Below are 15316 nucleotides of genomic sequence, written 5' to 3' on the forward strand. Positions count from 1 at the left end.
AACCAATACTTTTCTTATTTTTGTTGCTATTAAATTCTCAAAATGTCTAAAAAAAATATAGCAATACTTACCGTAATTTTGGCAATATTAATTGACCAGATTAGTAAAATATATGTAAAAACTCATTTCCAATTAGGAGAAGAAGTAGTTGTGTTTAGCGATTGGTTTAAAATACATTTTACAGAGAATAACGGTATGGCTTGGGGTTTTGAGTTTGGAGGAAAAGCAGGAAAATTATTTTTAACACTGTTTAGAGTTGTTGCGGTATCAGGAATTATTTACTGGTTATGGCAAACTATAAAAAGACAAGCACATACTGCAGTAGTAGTAGCCATATCATTAATTTTAGCAGGAGCCGTAGGTAATATTATCGATTCTGTTTTCTATGGAATAATTTTTGATTCATCATATCATAATGTAGCAACATTGTTTTCAGATAAACCTTACGGAGAGTTATTTTATGGAAAAGTTGTAGATATGTTGTATTTCCCGATTTATGAGGGAGAAAATTTTACTTTTTTCAATGCAATATTCAATGGAGCTGATTCTTGGATAACCATTGGAGTAGCATTATTATTCTTATTTAACAAACAAGCATTTCCTAAAGAAGAAAAAGAAGCTTAGTTTTTAAAATTATACTTATTACAGATTTTCTATATTTATAGAAAATAAAATCTATGCGTCTCTTAAAGTACATTGCTGTTTTTTTATTAGGCTTTCTTATTGCTAAATTTTGGTATGAAAGAAAAGAAGAGAAACATCAACAAGAAGAAATAAAAGTAGTTTTAAACGGAATTCAAAACTTAAGCAAATTAGTAGTTTCAGAAGGGAATTTTTCTGAAATGTACAGTTATACAGACACAAAAAAATACTTTTATAATTATTTATCCTTCGAAAAAAAAGCAATGTTATCTGTCAATGCTAAAGTTGAAGTAGGCTATGATTTATCTAAATTAGATATTCAAATAGATAGTATTGCAAAACAAATAATTATCAATAAAATTCCTGAAGAAGAAATAGTAATATCTCCAGATATAAAGTATTTCGATTTACAACAAAGTAAGTTTAATACTTTTTCAAAAGCTGAGTTGAATAAACTCACTGATAAATCAATCGAAAATATAAAATCAACCATAACGGTATCTAACTTACAAAAAGAAGCTAAAACACGCTTATTTGAAGAATTATCTAAATTATATCAGCTATCTCAAATATATAATTGGGAGGTAATAGATAATACCAATTCTAAAATAAGAGAAGCTATTTTAATTAAAGATTAGTTAGGAAGTTTGTTACTTAATAGCCCATAAATAAAAGCACCCAACATAGCACCAATAAGAACTATTAAAATTGGTAATATTCCATGGCCAATTAATACAAAAATTGGAGCGGGGCAAGCTCCTGCTAAAGCCCATCCTAAACCAAAAATAGTACCGCCAATTATAGTTCTAATAAAACCTTTTTTCTTTTCTTTTACCGTAATTTGATTCCCTAAGTAATCTTTGATAGTCCCTTTTTTAAAGAAGTGCATTAAAATTAAAGAAATTCCTACAGCAGAACCTATAATTCCATACATATGGAAAGATTGGAATTTAAACATTTCATAAATTCTATACCATGAAATAGCTTCAGATTTGGTTAAAACAATTCCGAAGAAAACACCGAGTAATAAAAATTTTAAATTCTTCATCTTATCCAAAAATTAAAGGAAATAAAATCCATGTCATTAATAAACCACCAATAAAAAAACCAATTACAGCAATTAACGATGGTAATTGTAAACTACTCAAACCTGTTATTGCATGACCAGAAGTACAACCTCCAGCGTATCGAGTACCAAAACCAATAAAAATACCAGCAACAAGTAATATTATAAAACCTTTTAAAGTAAGCATGCTTTCAATGCTAAAGATTTCATTAGGAACAAAAGAATTACCAGCGTTAGAAAAACCTAAATCGGATAAATCTTTTACAGTATCTGGATTCAAATCAATAGTAGTCGTAGTAGATAAATAATTTACAGCGACATATCCTCCGATAATTAATCCAACAATAAAAACAAGTGCCCAATCACGCTCTTTCCAATCTTTTTTAAAGTAATCAGATATCTTTCCTGCACCTGCAATGGTACACATCGTTTCTAAGTTAGTAGATATACCAAAGTTTTTACCAAAATAGAAAAAGAAAAAAAGAACTAAAGCAATTAAAGGGCCAGAGACATACCATGCCCATGGTTGAAATAAAATATCCATTATAATATGTTTTTAATATAATTTAAAATGGCTTTTGTAGCTCCAATATTGTCTTTAATGTATTTATGATTCGTGTTCCCCATTTGCTCCCTTAGTTTTTTATCATTCTTTAACGTGGTAAAAATACTAGAAAAATCTTCATTGTTTGTAACAATTGTAACACTCTTCAAATCAAGTAAGTCAGTGGCTTCATTGAATTTCTTGTATTTTTTTCCACCAAATACTACAGGAATACCATAAGTAGCAGGTTCTAAAATATTGTGAAGCCCAGTAGCTAAACCACCACCAACATAAGCAACATCCGCATAGGAATAGATTTTGGTTAAGAGGCCAATAGTATCAATAATAAAGACTTGATATTCAGGTAGATTTAAGTTGTCTTTTTTAGAAAACAATACAGATTTTTTATGAATAGACTTTTGTAATTCTAAAATTTGCTTTTCGTTTATATTATGAGGCGCAATGATAAATTTTTCACTATCATCAGCAAAGTTATTAATATAGTTTACCAGTAGCTTTTCATCCTCTTTCCATGTACTTCCTGCTACTACTGTGTAATGGTTGTTTTGAAATTCAGAAATAAAATCTATAGAATTGTCTTGCTTTAGTATATCGTATACTCTATCAAAACGAGTATCGCCAGCAATGGTACTATTGTTAAGGTTTATAGAAGATAATAATTGTTTTGATATTTCATTTTGAACAAAAAAGTGATTGAAAGCTTTTAGTTTTTTTCTTGTAAAACTACCATACCATTTAAAAAATGATTGTTTCTTTCTAAAAATACCAGAAATTAAAATAGTGTGTATTTCTTGCTTTTTTAATTCAGATAATAGGTTTGGCCAGAATTCATATTTAATAATAATAGCAATTTCTGGGTGTACTTGATTGATAAACTTCCTAACGTTAGCTTTTGTATCAAGGGGTAAATAACAAACTACATCGGCAAGTTTATAGTTTTTTCTGATTTCATAACCAGAAGGAGAAAAAAATGTAACAACAATTTTATGGTTTACATATTGCTTTTTTAATTCTTCAATAATGGGTCTACCTTGTTCAAATTCTCCTAATGAGGCAGCGTGAAACCAAACAACTTTATCAGAAGAGCTAATACTGTTAAGCTTACTGAATGTTTCTTTTCTACCATTAACAAAAAGCCTTATTTTTTTATTAAATAAGGCAATAAGAGGCAGTATGATTGATGCTTTAAAAAGCAATAAGTTATAGAGCAAATTCATACTGCGAATCTATGAAATAAAAAAGAAAGTTATTTTTTATTATGGTTTATAGCTTTTAATAGTAATGAACATTTAGCGATATAGCCATAGTCTGACGATTTACTTTCTTTAGCAGCCTTTAAACATTTTGTAGCTCCTTCTTTAGCTATATCGTTTTTCTTTAAAACATGAGCTAATTCAGCTTTGTAATATACATACCAAAAAGCACTAGGTCTTAGTTCAACAGCTTTACTAAACCATTTAAAGGCAGTTTCTAAATCTTTATTTTTTAAATAATAATATTGAGCAGCGTCAAAATATGTTTGAGCTTTTACAGGAGTTTCAGAATTGATTATCTTTTCATTTATTTGATTCTGTATAATTGCATCAGAATCTACATTGACAGGAATAATAACTTTTGAGTTTTCCCAAGTAATGAATAGGTCAGCACCATTTACAGTAAATTTTTCAAAACCTATTTGTAAAGTTTCCACAAGGCATTGAGTTTTTATTACAGGAACAGTAAAGCGAATTAAATCGTTAGCTTTTTGATAGCCACCAGCTCCCCATAAGTTACTTTTTTTATGAATAATAATGGTCCATTCTTTTGTGTCTGGAATTGTATATAAACCATAAGTTCCAGCTGGTATTTTATGATTAGCAAATGATACCTCTTTGCTTACGGTAATTTTTGTAGAAGCATTGGCTCCTGTTCTCCATAGTTTTTTATAGGGAATTAAAGCTCCAAAGATTTCTCTATTATTTCGGCTTGGTTGCCCATATTCAAGAGTAAAATTGGCTAAGCCCACTTGTTGTTTGGTTATAATTTTAGGGCTTAAGCTAGGTTTTTCAATTTGAGAAAAACTATGTAGAGTAAGAAATAGAAATAAAGTTAAAATGCTATTTTTCATGATTAAGTTATTTTATTGAAAAATAGACGTGAAAAACGTTAGAAGATTACAATAAAATTAAGGGTATAAAAAAAGGCTAATGAAAATTCATTAACCTTTTTATTTTTATATCTATTTCATTTCGAAATCCTCCATGAATTTTGTGGTATAATTACCAGCAATATAATCTGGGTGATCCATTAATTGTCTATGGAAAGGAATAGTAGTTTTAACTCCTTCAATTACGTACTCATCTAATGCACGTTTCATTTTATTAATTGCTTCTTCACGAGTTTGTGCAGTAACAATTAATTTAGAAATCATAGAATCATAGTTCGGTGGAATCATATAACCAGCATATACATGCGTGTCAACACGTACTCCATGACCTCCTGGTGCGTGGTATGAAGTAATTTTTCCTGGAGCTGGTCTAAATCCATTAAAAGGATCTTCAGCATTAATTCTACATTCTATTGAGTGTAATTGAGGATAGTAGTTTTTACCAGAGATTGGTACTCCTGCAGCTACTAAAATTTGCTCACGAATTAAATCGTAATCAACAACTTCCTCTGTAATTGGGTGTTCTACTTGGATACGAGTATTCATTTCCATAAAGTAGAAGTTACGATGTTTGTCTACTAAGAACTCTACAGTTCCAGCACCTTCATACTTAATATATTCAGCAGCTTTTACAGCAGCTTTACCCATTGCTTCTCTTAATTCATCTGTCATGAATGGAGAAGGTGTCTCTTCAGTTAATTTCTGGTGACGACGCTGTACAGAACAGTCTCTTTCAGATAAGTGACAAGCTTTACCATAAGAATCTCCAACAATTTGAATTTCAATATGACGAGGCTCTTCAATTAATTTCTCCATGTACATTCCATCGTTTCCAAAGGCAGCCTTCGCTTCCATACGAGCAGAATCCCATGCATCTTTTAAATCTTCTTGTTTCCAAACAGCACGCATACCTTTACCACCACCACCTGCAGTAGCTTTTAACATTACTGGATAACCAGCATCATTAGCTAACTGTTCGCAAGTCTCATAGTCAGGAATAATACCATCAGAACCAGGAATACAAGGTACACCAGCAGCAATCATAGTTGCTTTCGCTGTAGCTTTGTCTCCCATTTTAGAAATCATCTCAGCAGAGGCACCGATAAACTTAATTTCGTGCTCTTCACATAATTTAGAGAATTTTGCGTTTTCTGATAAGAAACCATATCCTGGGTGTATTGCATCAGCATTTGTAATTTCTGCTGCCGCTATAATGTTTGCCATCTTTAAGTAAGATTCGTTACTTGGAGCAGGTCCAATACAAACAGCTTCGTCAGCAAACTTCACGTGTAAACTTTCTGCATCTGCTTTAGAATAAACAGCCACAGTTTTAATTCCCATCTCTTTACAGGTTCTAATTACGCGTAGCGCAATCTCACCTCTATTGGCGATTAATATCTTTTTAAACATATGTTCTAAAATTTAAAAACTCTAAATAAAAAGTACGGTACTTCTTATTTAGAGTTATATGTTAATTAAGATGGATCTACTAAAAATAATGGTTGATCAAATTCTACCGGAGAAGAATCATCTACTAATATTTTAACGATTTTACCTGAAACTTCAGATTCAATTTCGTTAAATAATTTCATTGCCTCAATAATACAAACAGTATCACCAACTTTTACTTCAGTTCCTACTTCAGCAAAGTTTGGCTTGTCTGGAGAAGGTTTTCTATAAAATGTTCCAATAATTGGAGATTTGATTGTAATGTATTTTGAATCGTCCTCAGCAGCAGGAGCATCATTTGCAGGAGCAGCAGCAGGAGTTGCTGGCTGTGCTACAGGAGCTTGAGCTACCATTTGAGGAGCCGCAGCTATTTGTGGGGCTGCTTGAATAATTGTAGTTTCAGGAGTTTCACTTCCAGTTTTAATGGTGATTTTAATATCCTCCATTTCTAACTTCACTTCGCTTGCACCAGATTTAGCTACAAACTTTATAAGACTTTGAATTTCTTTAATATCCATTTTCCTAATTTTAGTTGTTTGGTTTTTTATGAATTATATGCCCATTTTAAATAGATAGCTCCCCATGTGAAGCCTCCACCAAATGCAGCAAAAATTAAATTATCTCCTTTTTTCAACTCTTTTTCATAATCTGCAAGTAATAACGGTAAAGTAGCAGATGTTGTATTTCCGTACTTATGTATATTCATCATTACTCTATCACTTTCTAGCCCAACTCTATTAGCTGTAGCTTCAATGATTCTTTTATTTGCTTGATGTGGAACTAACCACTGAATATCATCTTTTGTTAAGTTATTTCTAGTTAACATTTTTTCAGATACGTCAGCCATGTTAGAAACAGCATATTTAAATACTGTTTTTCCTTCTTGATGAACAAAATGTTTTCTGTTCTTTATAGTGTCTTCAGTAGCAGGTAAAATTGAACCTCCAGCTTCAATTTTTAAGAATTCACGACCAATACCGTCACTTCTTAAATATTCATCTTGTAAACCTAAACCTTCTTCATTTGGCTCAAATAATGCTGCACCAGCACCATCACCAAAAATAATACAAGTAGCTCTATCTGTATAGTCGATGATCGAAGACATTTTATCTGCTCCAATAAGCAAAACTTTTTTATAACGACCACTTTCTATGTAGCTAGAAGCTGTAGACATACCATATAAGAAACTTGAACAAGCTGCTTGTAAATCATATGAAAATGCATTTACGGCTCCAATTTGTGAAGCAGTGTAGGCAGCAGTTGAAGCTACAGGTAGGTCAGGAGTTGCAGTTGCAACAATAACCATGTCTATTTCTTCAGGTTTAATATTTGATTTTTGAAGTAAATCCTCGGCAGCTTTTATGGCCATAAAAGAAGTTCCTAGACCTTCTCCTTTAAGAATCCTTCTTTCCTTAATTCCAGTTCTGGTAGTAATCCACTCATCATTGGTGTCTACCATAGTCTCCAACTCTTTATTAGTAAGAGCGTATTCTGGAAGGTATTTCCCTACCGCTGTGATAGCTGCAGTTATTTTAGTCATAGTTGTTTGTTTTGTCGTAAAACGAGTTTTCAAAGAAATGAAAATTATTTCACTTTTGTATAGAAAAAATTACCAAAAACGTTAATTTTTGATTTAAAAACACAAAAAACCCTCTGTTTAAGAGGGTTTTTTATTTTTTTAACTAATTTTTAAGCCTCAGCAGCTGCACCTTCTAATACTACTTGACCTCTGTAGTATAATTTTCCTTCGTGCCAGTGAGCTCTGTGGTATAAATGAGATTCTCCAGTAGTAGGATCAACAGCTATTTGAGGTACAGAAGCCTTGTAGTGAGTTCTTCTTTTATCTCTTCTAGTTTTTGATATTTTTCTCTTTGGATGTGCCATCTTATATTTTATTTATCTGTTAGTAAATCCTTTAATTTATCCCATCTAGGGTCTGTTGATTCTTCTTCCTCAACAGGTTTTTCTTCGTTTATTCTTAATTCTTCTAATCTCTTTAATGCATCAGATTCCATAGATCCATCGATTACATTCGGGTGAATCCTTTTTCTTGGAACAGATAAAACTGCTAACTCATATATATATTGAGCTATGTTTATTTGATAAGCTTCATGTGGAAGAATCAAAATTTCATCGTGTCCGTCATCAAATTCAGGTCCAAACTTAACAACTAAGTTTAAATTACCCTCAATTTTTAAATCAAATGGTTCATTTGTAATGTCACAAGGAACATTTACAGTTCCTTTAATAGTAAAGGAAAGCTCAAAAAGAGTACTTTTCTTTACGAAAATAACATTAGCGTCTATGTTTGAATTGTTAAATTCATCAAACTGAAATGCATCAAAGAACGTGTTGTCAATTTGATATTCAAACAAATGACTCCCTTCTTTTAAACCTACAAAAGGTATGTTGAATTCTTTTAAGTCTTTCATTTATAATGATCAATTTGAGCGTGCAAAGATATAAAAAATGTTTTTACTTTTATATTTTACCTAAAAAAAATAAACTATTTTACTTTCAGCGTGTTTTTTGTGAGTTCTTTATGCTGTTTTCTGTTCTTAAATATTTGTAATGAGGTAAATAAAGCTTCCTTGAATGAAGATGGATTAGCCTTATTTTTACCTGCAATATCAAACCCAGTTCCGTGATCAGGTGAGGTTCTAACTTTACTCAATCCAGCTGTAAAATTTACACCATTACCAAAAGATAAAGCTTTAAAAGGAGCTAAACCTTGATCGTGATACATTGCTAAAACTCCATCAAATTGTTTGTATGTCTTTGAACCAAAAAATCCATCGGCAGCATAAGGACCGAAAACTAATTTTCCAGCATCTTTAATTTTAGCTATAGTTGGACGGATAATTTCATCGTCTTCTTTTCCTATAATTCCTTTGTCACCGCAATGTGGATTTAAACCTAAAACAGCTATTTTAGGTTTATTGATGTTAAAATCTTGTTTTAATGAGGTGTGCATAATATCAACCTTAGCTTCTATTAATTCTGGAGTTATGGTTTCTGCAACTTGAGAAATTGGAATGTGTCCAGTTATTAAACCTATACGAAGTTCATCGGTCATTAAAATCATTAAACTTTTACCTTCTAAGTTTTCTTCTAAATATTCTGTATGCCCAGGAAAATTAAATTCTTCAGACTGAATATTATCTTTACTTATAGGAGCGGTAAGTAAAATATCAATAGCATCATTTTTTAAAGCAGTAGTTGCAGCTTTAAGCGATTTATGTGCAAATTTACCACCAATTTTTGTTGTTTTACCTAACTCAATCTTTACTTCTTCTTTCCAAGAATTTACTAAGTTTATCTTACCATGAGTAATTTTATCGATAGAATTAATACTGTGGATACTATTATTCAGTTTAAGGTTTTTCTTGTGGTAAGAGATTAGCTTGTTTGAAGCAAATAAAACAGGTGTGCAAAAATCAAGCATACGTTTGTCTTCGAAAGTTTTTAAAATAATTTCGATACCAATTCCATTTATATCTCCAACTGAAATTCCAACAATAATTTTGTTTGTATTATCCATAGTTACTTTCGTGCGTAAAAGTTGTATTTTTGATGCAAACAAAAGTAACTAAAATTTAGAGAATGTTTACTGGAATAATTGAAACTCTTGGAACTGTAAAAAGTATAGAAAAAGATAAAGAAAATATACATATCACAATTGAAAGTGATATTACCAATGAATTAAAAATTGATCAAAGTGTTGCTCACAACGGTGTTTGTTTAACAGTGGTTAATATTTCAGGGAATGAATATACAGTTACTGCTATTAAAGAGACTCTTGATAAAACTAATATTGGTAGTTTAAAGAGTGGTGATGAAGTAAACTTAGAGAGAGCAATGAAATTAGGTGCTCGTTTAGATGGTCATATAGTGCAAGGTCATGTTGATAAAACAGGGGTGTGTAAAAATATTCAAGATCAAGATGGGAGTACGGTTTTTACTTTTTCTTACGATTTTGATGGAAATAATATTACTATTGAAAAAGGTTCAATAACAATAAATGGAGTAAGTTTAACAGTAGTGAATTCTAAAAAAGATGAATTTAGTGTTGCTATTATTCCTTATACATTGGAACACACTACTTTTAAAAATCTTAGAATAGGTAGTGAAATTAATCTTGAATTTGATGTTATTGGTAAGTATGTAGCAAGACTTACGCAATTTCAGTAATCATACTAAATAACTCCTTGTGTATATAATGTGGTTAAAAACACAAGGATGTTTTTTCTTTTCTTATTGATTAATAGGAGTTTATGATTTAAAATATTATATTTATGTCGTTTTTAAATTTAAACCGCCCCCGGAATCATGAGAAAAAGAGCCTTAAATCACGTATCTTCATTTAAGAGTAGTTTGTTATACTTCGAAAAAATTAAACTTCTAGACTTTTTATAATCAAGAATAATTTTTTAACTGTTGTGGGTTTAAGTATCCATAATTGTTTCTATGTATAGGGGTTAATACGTAGATGAAATTATTGTTGTAATCTTATTTATCTATTATATAGTTGGGGTTAGAATAGATATGCATCTATGGTATATTATATCCTTATATCTACAAGAATATAATAACTATCAATAAACTTTTATGAAGAACAAAAGCATTAAATTTTTAATGGGAATTTTCCTGTTAATAAGTTACTTTAATGTTCAGTCACAAAATTGTAGTATTAATGCAGGTGCAGGAGGAGAAATTTGTGAAGGAGCAGAGTTTAAACTAGATGGGTCTGGAGATGCAAATATAAAACCCGGAACTATTTTATGGACTCAGATAGCTGGTCCAACAGTAGGAATAAGTGATCCTACAGCTTATCAACCAAATATTACTGGTGCAACAGGAGGAAATACATATAAATTTAGATTGACGGCTGTATGTACTGATGATCTTTCAACTTTTCAAGATGTTGTTTATACTGTAAAACCCAGTCCAACAGCTATAGCTGGAACTGATATAACAAATTGTCCTGGAACTTATTCATTAGCAGCAAATACTCCTAGTGTAGGCTATACTGGTACTTGGACTATAATTGGTTCTAATGGAGCAGGATTAACAATAACCAATTCGAATTCTCCAACATCTACTATAAATTTGCCTCAAGAATCATCGGGTGCTACTATTTTAGAATGGAGAATTTCTGATGGGGATAATACTACTTGTGATGGAGTTTCCAGAATAACAGTAACAAATATAGGAGGGAATCCAGTGGTGTCTGCTGGTGCAGATCAAGTGTTAAAACCATGTTTTGATGCAACAACAACAGTAACTTTAGATGGTTCGTATGGAGGAAACGGGTTTAATGGGCAGGAAGGACTTTGGGAATTGGTTAGTGGGCCTAATAGTCCTAAAATTAGGAATGTAAATAAAAGAGATACAAAAGTTAATGATTTAATAGAAGGTACCTATGTTTTTCGTTGGACGGTGTCAGGTCCTTGTGCTTCAGGGACAAGCACTGTATCAGTTACGGTTCCATCTCCAACAGGTTCAGTTACGAGTGCAGATAGTTTGATAGATGATGATGTAATAAGAATTTGTCATAGTGATACAAATCCAACTACAGAATATTTATTGGTAGCTAATCCGCCCAAAAAGACGGGAGAAACTGTCGAATGGACTCAAGTATCAGGGCCAGGAGGAGTAACAATAGTAAATCCAAATTCGCCTACAACCTTAGTGACAGGATTATCTCAAACGGCTGGAGGTAACGCAAATCTTGTTAATTATACATTTAGATACACAGTAAAAGGCCCAGATAATAATTCAGATTGTTTTAAAACCAAAGATGTACGAATTAAATTTATTAAACAGCCGTTGTTTGTTGAATTGACTGATGATGGAACTCCTTCGGAATGTATCTTTGCAACGTTAGATAGTTCTGGTTCTGTTGACGTAAAATTTGGTATTAATAGAGATAATACAGGTTCTAATACTAGATATAAAATCTTAAGTGGTCCAGTTACAACTTCAAATTATGTAGGGATAGGTTCAAACTCGTCAGGTAATTCATCATCTGGAAAAGATTTAACGCTAACTTTTACAGAAATTGGTACTTATGTTGTAGGAGTTCTTAGGCGACCAAATGGTGATGTAAATAATGGATGTGAGAATGCAGCTGATGAAATTACAGTGAAAATTTCTGGACCAGCAACGAATGCAAATGCAGGATCAGATATATATGTATGTACACCAACAACTACAGCGACCTTAGCAGGAAATACACCAGTACAAGGAGAAGGAATGTGGTCACAGGTTAGTGGGCCTAATACAGCGGTAATATCAGATGTTTTTGATAGAAATGCTGAGTTGTCTTCTCTTATAGCAGGTGCTTATGTGTTTCGTTGGAGTATAAATAGCGGTCCAACAAGTACAATTGATCCTTTAGATTCAGATGAAGTTTCAGTGATTATATCTACAGGACCTCCATCTCATCCAGCAAATTTTGCAGGTACAGATGTAAATGTATGTGCTGGAAGTTATCAAATGCAAAGCCCAGCTTTGTTAGTTAACGAAGCAGGAAGATGGACTGTTAGCCCTTCGGCAGGAGTAACTATTGTGGATGATGCCGATCCTAAGACATTAGTTATGGGGTTAAGCCCTTTAACAGTTTATACCTTTACGTATACAATATCAAATGCTTGTGGAAGCATAAACGACTCAGTTATTGTATCAACTACAGGAAATACAAGTCCGTCAACAGCAAATGCAGGTTCGGATATTTGTTTAACATCAGGCACATCAACGACATTAAACGCAACAGCAATTACTGCTGGTGAAATGGGAACTTGGACTCAAGTTTCTGGACCTAATACAGCAAGTTTTTCAGATGTTAATTCAGCGTCTACATCTATTACAGGATTAATACCAGGGAATTATGAGTTTAAATGGAGGATAACAAATACCTCTTGTCCTTTAAATATAACTGAAGATACTGTAATCGTATCACTATTAAATTCTGTGCCTTCAGCTGGTGCAGATCAGGATATTTGTGGAGCTAATACGATAACTATGGCGGCAGATGCAAATCCAAATGGAGGAGGTACTTGGGTGCAAACGTTTGGTCCCGCAGGTTGGACGGTAACAGATATAACAAGTCCTACAGCAATGTTTTCTAACTTAAGTGATGGAAAATATGAATTTGAATGGAGGGTTTCGTTAGCAGATTGTTTTGTGAATGATAAAGTTGTTTTTACAATAACAAATACTCCAACCGTAGCAAGTGTAGCTGCACCAACAATAGCTTCTTGTTCTAATACTGCTACATTAAATGCTAACCCAGTTACTGTAGGGGTTGGAAAATGGGTTTGGGTTTCAGGTCCGAATACACCTTCAATAAATGATGCAAATTCACCAACAGCTACAATAAGTGGTTTGGTAACTGGAACGTATGAATATAAGTGGACTAGTTCTCCTCTTTATCCAAGTGCTGATCCAACATGTAATTTAGGAAGTAGTGCAGATTTAACAATTAATGTTGTAGCTCCAGCAAATGCAGGAAATGATCAAGATTTGTGTGCTGCTAATGAAGTGTTATTACAAGGTACTGTAGGTTCTACTGGTACTTGGAGTTTTCAAAGTTCTACAGGTGCAGATAGCCCTACACCTGTAGCAATTAATGCCAATATGGCTAAGGCTACAATTATTCCAGGTAATGATTATGTATTTACCTATACACTTACAATCCCAGGAGGTTCTTCATGTGTAGGTTCTTCTGATGATGTAACAATTAATAATGCGTTAACTAATACAGCAAGTATAACTACGGTAGATCAATCATTATGTTTACCAACAAGTTCGGTTTCTGTAACTGCAGCTGAAGTTTCAGGTACTTGGACTTATCGAGAATCTCTTAGTCAAGCTACAAGTTCTGCAGGTTTACCTTCTGCGGCAAGTATAGGGATTTCTAATCCAAATGCTCAAACAACTACTATTACAGGTTTAACAAATCCAGGAATCTATATATTTAGATGGACAACTGGTAGTGGAGATTGTCAAAAATTAGATGAAATAACAATAACAGTTCATGAAGCACCAAGTACGGCAGATGCAGGGCAAACGGCAATGAATCTATGTGTATTGGATGCAAGATTAGCTGCAACTGCTCCTACGAGCGGATTAGGAACCTGGTCTTTTGTAAGTGGTACAGGATTGTCTTCTGGAGATGTTGTTTTTGATAGTCCTAATAGTCCTACATCAACATTAACTTTAACAAATGCTAATGCAGGTGATACGGCAATATTAAGATGGACAGTAAGTAGTGGAGGATGTACTCCAAGTACAGATGATATAACTATTACTATTGTTGAAAGTATAACAGCAACATTATCGGCTTTAAGTTCAGTGAATAGTTGTCAGGGAGCTAATAATGGAAGTTTATCAGCAACAGGTTCAGGGGGAGTGGCTCCTTATTCTTATAACCTCTTATATGCTACTAGTTCGGGAGGGGTTTTTATAGATGCATCTCAAACAGATGGGGATAATGATGGAAGTTATACAGGTTTACAACCTGGATTTTATAAAATAGTTTTGACAGATTCGCAAAACTGTGGAAGTGTAACAAGTGCAGAACAAGAAATAATAGAACAAGCACAAGCACCGTTGCCAGTTGTAACTAATGGAGTTTATTGTGAGGGAACAACAGCTGATCCTTTATCAATGAGAGCTACAGGTTCAGGTGTTTTAACATGGTATGATTCAGATGCAACAACAGTTTTGTCTGCTTCTACTGTGCCAAGTACAGTTTTAGCGGGAGTAAAAACGTATTATGTAAGTAACACGGTAGGTGTGTGTGTGAGTGCAAAAGTATCAGTAACTATAACTGTTAATGAAGCTTTTTCAATCGATACCCAGCCAGCAGCAAGTACGACTGTTTGTAAAGATGGTGCAGTGACTCTAAATGTTGTAGTCAGTGGTGGCGTAGGAAGTCTAAGCTATCAATGGCAATCAGCAACAAGTTTAGCAGGACCTTATAGTGATGTAACCAGTGGAACAGGAGGTACAACAGCCAATTATAGTCCAGTAACTTCAACCGAAGGAGCTTTATATTATCAAGTAGTAGTGAGTAATGCAGGAACAGGATGTGCCAGTGTTACCAGTAGTAAATCAACAGTTATAGTTAACCAAGTTCCAACCATCGATACTCAACCAACAGCAAGTACGACTGTTTGTAAAGACGGCGCAGTGACTTTAAGTGTGATGGCAAGAGGCGGCGTAGGAAGTTTAACTTATCAATGGCAATTAGCAACAAGTTTAGCAGGACCTTATAGTGATGTAACCAGTGGAACAGGAGGTACAACGGCGAGTTATAGTCCAGTAACTTCTTCAGAAGGAACTTTATATTATCAAGTGGTAGTAAGTAATGCAGGAACAGGTTGTACGAGTGTTACGAGTAATAAATCAACAGTAACAGTAAATGCATTACCAACCATCGATA

Annotated in this window: 14 protein-coding genes; 4 read left to right on the forward strand and 10 right to left on the reverse strand. The window is 33.1% G+C overall.

Annotation, left to right across the window (positions count from 1 at the left end; all coding sequences use genetic code 11):
• The first annotated feature begins 42 nt into the window (after positions 1-42).
• The gene (locus F7018_RS02755; RefSeq protein WP_150898441.1) at positions 43-624 is read left to right on the forward strand and encodes a lipoprotein signal peptidase; all 582 of its coding nucleotides are present in this window, start codon (positions 43-45) and stop codon (positions 622-624) included.
• A 53-nt stretch (positions 625-677) separates the two neighbouring features.
• Positions 678-1280, forward strand: a complete 603-nt coding sequence (locus F7018_RS02760; RefSeq protein ID WP_150898442.1) for a DUF4230 domain-containing protein — start codon at positions 678-680, stop codon at positions 1278-1280.
• On the opposite strand, the gene F7018_RS02765 is transcribed toward F7018_RS02760, so the two are convergent.
• The 10 genes from F7018_RS02765 to pdxA all read right to left on the reverse strand — a co-directional run bounded on the left by F7018_RS02765 (position 1277) and on the right by pdxA (position 9409).
• On the reverse strand, positions 1277-1690 hold the full coding sequence (locus tag F7018_RS02765; protein ID WP_150898443.1) for a DUF6691 family protein: 414 nt from the start codon (positions 1688-1690) through the stop codon (positions 1277-1279). The two genes, F7018_RS02760 and F7018_RS02765, sit on opposite strands and share 4 nt — an antisense overlap.
• A 1-nt stretch (position 1691) precedes the next feature.
• Entirely contained in the window at positions 1692-2252 is a 561-nt protein-coding gene (locus tag F7018_RS02770; protein ID WP_150898444.1) for a YeeE/YedE family protein, read from the reverse strand.
• Positions 2252-3490, reverse strand: coding sequence for a 3-deoxy-D-manno-octulosonic acid transferase (locus tag F7018_RS02775; protein WP_150898445.1), 1239 nt, complete (start codon positions 3488-3490; stop codon positions 2252-2254). The genes F7018_RS02770 and F7018_RS02775 overlap by 1 nt, the downstream gene beginning before the upstream one ends.
• 29 nt (positions 3491-3519) lie before the next feature.
• Positions 3520-4380: a DUF2911 domain-containing protein gene (locus tag F7018_RS02780; protein ID WP_150898446.1), complete on the reverse strand. Its 861-nt coding sequence runs from the start codon at positions 4378-4380 to the stop codon at positions 3520-3522.
• 111 nt (positions 4381-4491) lie between these two features.
• Complete coding sequence (gene accC, locus F7018_RS02785; protein ID WP_150898447.1) at positions 4492-5829, reverse strand: acetyl-CoA carboxylase biotin carboxylase subunit; 1338 nt, start codon at positions 5827-5829, stop codon at positions 4492-4494.
• Positions 5830-5894: 65 nt separating this feature from the next.
• Positions 5895-6386, reverse strand: a complete 492-nt coding sequence (accB, locus tag F7018_RS02790; protein WP_150898448.1) for an acetyl-CoA carboxylase biotin carboxyl carrier protein — start codon at positions 6384-6386, stop codon at positions 5895-5897.
• A gap of 26 nt (positions 6387-6412) precedes the next feature.
• Positions 6413-7408: a beta-ketoacyl-ACP synthase III gene (locus F7018_RS02795; RefSeq protein ID WP_150898449.1), complete on the reverse strand. Its 996-nt coding sequence runs from the start codon at positions 7406-7408 to the stop codon at positions 6413-6415.
• A gap of 149 nt (positions 7409-7557) precedes the next feature.
• Positions 7558-7752 carry a 50S ribosomal protein L32 gene (gene rpmF, locus F7018_RS02800; protein WP_150898450.1) on the reverse strand — a complete coding sequence of 65 codons (195 nt, stop codon included), beginning with the start codon at positions 7750-7752 and terminating at the stop codon, positions 7558-7560.
• Positions 7753-7760: 8 nt separating this feature from the next.
• Positions 7761-8300, reverse strand: a complete 540-nt coding sequence (locus tag F7018_RS02805) for a YceD family protein (RefSeq protein WP_150898451.1) — start codon at positions 8298-8300, stop codon at positions 7761-7763.
• Positions 8301-8374: 74 nt separating this feature from the next.
• The gene (gene pdxA / locus F7018_RS02810; protein ID WP_150898452.1) at positions 8375-9409 is read right to left on the reverse strand and encodes a 4-hydroxythreonine-4-phosphate dehydrogenase PdxA; all 1035 of its coding nucleotides are present in this window, start codon (positions 9407-9409) and stop codon (positions 8375-8377) included.
• Between the two features lie 62 nt (positions 9410-9471).
• Here pdxA and F7018_RS02815 point away from each other — a divergent pair, with 62 nt between their 5' ends.
• Positions 9472-10059: a riboflavin synthase gene (locus F7018_RS02815; RefSeq protein WP_150898453.1), complete on the forward strand. Its 588-nt coding sequence runs from the start codon at positions 9472-9474 to the stop codon at positions 10057-10059.
• 417 nt (positions 10060-10476) lie between these two features.
• On the forward strand, positions 10477-15316 hold a 4840-nt coding region (locus F7018_RS02820), incomplete at its 3' end, for a PKD domain-containing protein (RefSeq protein WP_455431916.1).

The sequence above is a fragment of the Tenacibaculum aiptasiae genome, from assembly GCF_008806755.1.
GTDB lineage: Bacteria > Bacteroidota > Bacteroidia > Flavobacteriales > Flavobacteriaceae > Polaribacter > Polaribacter aiptasiae.

Excerpts from the sequence above, each read along its gene's own strand:
- accB (WP_150898448.1), bottom strand. The coding sequence starts at position 6,386 with ATGGATATTAAAGAAATTCAAAGTCTTATAAAGTTTGTAGCTAAATCT.
- F7018_RS02775 (WP_150898445.1), bottom strand. The coding sequence starts at position 3,490 with ATGAATTTGCTCTATAACTTATTGCTTTTTAAAGCATCAATCATACTG.
- pdxA (WP_150898452.1), bottom strand. The coding sequence starts at position 9,409 with ATGGATAATACAAACAAAATTATTGTTGGAATTTCAGTTGGAGATATA.
- F7018_RS02765 (WP_150898443.1), bottom strand. The coding sequence starts at position 1,690 with ATGAAGAATTTAAAATTTTTATTACTCGGTGTTTTCTTCGGAATTGTT.
- accC (WP_150898447.1), bottom strand. The coding sequence starts at position 5,829 with ATGTTTAAAAAGATATTAATCGCCAATAGAGGTGAGATTGCGCTACGC.
- F7018_RS02770 (WP_150898444.1), bottom strand. The coding sequence starts at position 2,252 with ATGGATATTTTATTTCAACCATGGGCATGGTATGTCTCTGGCCCTTTA.
- F7018_RS02760 (WP_150898442.1), top strand. The coding sequence starts at position 678 with ATGCGTCTCTTAAAGTACATTGCTGTTTTTTTATTAGGCTTTCTTATT.
- rpmF (WP_150898450.1), bottom strand. The coding sequence starts at position 7,752 with ATGGCACATCCAAAGAGAAAAATATCAAAAACTAGAAGAGATAAAAGA.
- F7018_RS02805 (WP_150898451.1), bottom strand. The coding sequence starts at position 8,300 with ATGAAAGACTTAAAAGAATTCAACATACCTTTTGTAGGTTTAAAAGAA.
- F7018_RS02755 (WP_150898441.1), top strand. The coding sequence starts at position 43 with ATGTCTAAAAAAAATATAGCAATACTTACCGTAATTTTGGCAATATTA.
- F7018_RS02815 (WP_150898453.1), top strand. The coding sequence starts at position 9,472 with ATGTTTACTGGAATAATTGAAACTCTTGGAACTGTAAAAAGTATAGAA.
- F7018_RS02780 (WP_150898446.1), bottom strand. The coding sequence starts at position 4,380 with ATGAAAAATAGCATTTTAACTTTATTTCTATTTCTTACTCTACATAGT.
- F7018_RS02795 (WP_150898449.1), bottom strand. The coding sequence starts at position 7,408 with ATGACTAAAATAACTGCAGCTATCACAGCGGTAGGGAAATACCTTCCA.